We start from the raw sequence: 2,500 nt of genomic DNA on the forward strand, positions 1-2,500 counted from the left end.
CGTTCAGCGATTGATCCAGTGGGTTGTTTGTAGAGATGCGGGCTGTTTGGGATTTTCTGGCGTTGGTTGCGGGAGTAGGATTTGAACCTACGACCTTCAGGTTATGAGCCTGACGAGCTACCGGGCTGCTCCATCCCGCGACACTTTGGTATGGTCTACCGCCTATTCGGCGACTTGAGACCATTGTTGGCCTATCGCTTACGCTGCTTGAGGCCGGGTATTATTTCATCGTTTAGAGAGATATGGGCTTTTACTAGGTTTGGCGGTGACCTACTCTCCCGGGGCTTAAGCCCAAGTACCATTGGCGCGGCAGTGCTTAACTTCCGGGTTCGGGATGGGACCGGGTGTTTCACTTGCGCTATGACCACCAAACCGAGGAAAAGCCCATGTCGACTTTCTTGCGGAGCAAGAAAGCGACAGGTGGCAGGCAGCGTATTCTTGAAGAGAATGCGCGGTGCCACTCGGTTATATAATCAACCAACATCGCGGCTTGGCGCTGCGACGCTGTCCATAATCAAGGTCAGTGTATGCTTTTGGTGATTTGTCTTCCTATTACTGGATCAAATCAAGCCTATCGGGCGATTAGTACCGGTCAACTGAACGCATTACTGCGCTTACATCTCCGGCCTATTGACGTGGTGGTCTTCCACGGCCCTCAGGGAGACCTTGTTTTGAGGGGGGCTTCCCGCTTAGATGCCTTCAGCGGTTATCCTGTCCGATCATAGCTACCCAGCACTGCCGTTGGCACGACAACTGGTCCACCAGTGGATCGTTCACCCCGGTCCTCTCGTACTAGGGGCAACTCCTCTCAAGTCTCCTACACCCACGGCAGATAGGGACCGAACTGTCTCACGACGTTCTAAACCCAGCTCACGTACCTCTTTAAACGGCGAACAGCCGTACCCTTGGGACCTGCTCCAGCCCCAGGATGAGATGAGCCGACATCGAGGTGCCAAACACTGCCGTCGATATGGACTCTTGGGCAGTATCAGCCTGTTATCCCCGGCGTACCTTTTATCCGTTGAGCGATGGCCCTTCCACTCGGGACCACCGGATCACTATGGCCGTCTTTCGACTCTGCTCGACTTGTCAGTCTTGCAGTCAGGCTGGCTTCTGCCATTGCACTCAACGAGCGATTTCCGACCGCTCTGAGCCAACCTTCGCGCGCCTCCGTTACGCTTTAGGAGGCGACCGCCCCAGTCAAACTACCCGCCACGCAGGGTCCCGGATCCGGATAACGGACCGCGGTTAGACATCAAGAGTGCGAAGGGTGGTATCTCAAGGGAGGCTCCACGGATACTTGCGTTTCCGCTTCAAAGCCTACCACCTATCCTGCACATCACAATCCTGATGCCAGTGCGAAGCTGTAGTAAAGGTGCACGGGGTCTTTCCGTCTAACCGCGGGAAGCCTGCATCTTGACAGGCAATTCAATTTCGCTGAGTCGATGTTGGAGACAGCGGGGAAGTCGTTACGCCATTCGTGCAGGTCGGAACTTACCCGACAAGGAATTTCGCTACCTTAGGACCGTTATAGTTACGGCCGCCGTTTACCTGGGCTTCAATTCAAGGCTCTCACCTCTCCTTTTAACCTTCAGGCACCGGGCAGGCGTCAGACCCTATACGTCGTCTTGCGACTTCGCAGAGCCCTGTGTTTTTAATAAACAGTCGCCACCCCCTGGTTTGTGCCCCCAGCCCCTAGTTGCCTAGGAACCGGGCCTCCTTCTCGCGAACTTACGGAGGTATTTTGCCGAGTTCCTTCAACATCGTTCTCTCAAGCGCCTTGGTATGCTCTACCAGTCCACCTGTGTCGGTTTAGGGTACGGTCTGATGGAGGGCTATTTCCAGGAACCACTCAGCAGCCCAATCAATCCGATAAGATTGAACTACACCTGTGATCCGTCACATCCTCCTGGCCTAGGAATATTAACCTAGTTCCCATCGCCTACGCCTTTCGGCCTCGGCTTAGGGGCCGGCTTACCCTGCTCAGATTAGCTTTAAGCAGGAACCCTTGGACTTTCGGCGAGAGTGTCTCTCACACTCTTTGTCGCTACTCATGTCATCATTCTCACTAGTGATCTCTCCACCGGATGGCTCACGCCCCGGCTTCATCGAAAGAACTCTATCCTGCGCTACCGCCTATTCGGCTACTTGAGCGCGGTTGCCCGCGCCGTATAACCGGCGGCAATACAGGATGAGTTCTATGTCACACTACGCTCTGCTACCGATGCTTACGCATCCCTAGACTTCGGCTCATGGCTTGAGCCCCGTTACATCTTCGCCGCAGGACAACTTATTTAGACCAGTGAGCTGTTACGCTATCTTTAAAGGATGGCTGCTTCTAAGCCAACCTCCTGGTTGTTTTGGTCGTCCCACCTGCTTTCCCACTTAGCCATGAATTGGGGGCCTTAGTCGTAGGTCAGGGTTGTTTCCCTCTCCACTACGGACGTTAGCATCCGCAGTGTGTCTGCCATCTAGTACTCCCGGGTATTCGGAGTTTGGT

General features: G+C 54.4%; 1 tRNA gene and 2 rRNA genes (1 of these 3 cut by a window edge). All 3 read right to left on the reverse strand.

What is annotated here, in order from left to right:
* Window positions 1-63: 63 nt before the first annotated feature.
* Window positions 64-140 (reverse strand) — tRNA-Met (locus ACR0EL_RS21165).
* A 117-nt stretch (window positions 141-257) separates the two neighbouring features.
* Window positions 258-372: ribosomal RNA gene (gene rrf, locus ACR0EL_RS21170) — 5S ribosomal RNA — on the reverse strand.
* A 189-nt stretch (window positions 373-561) separates the two neighbouring features.
* Window positions 562-2,500, reverse strand: a 23S ribosomal RNA gene (locus ACR0EL_RS21175) (it continues 927 nt past the right edge of the window).

This window comes from Ruegeria sp. AH12 (assembly GCF_056541465.1).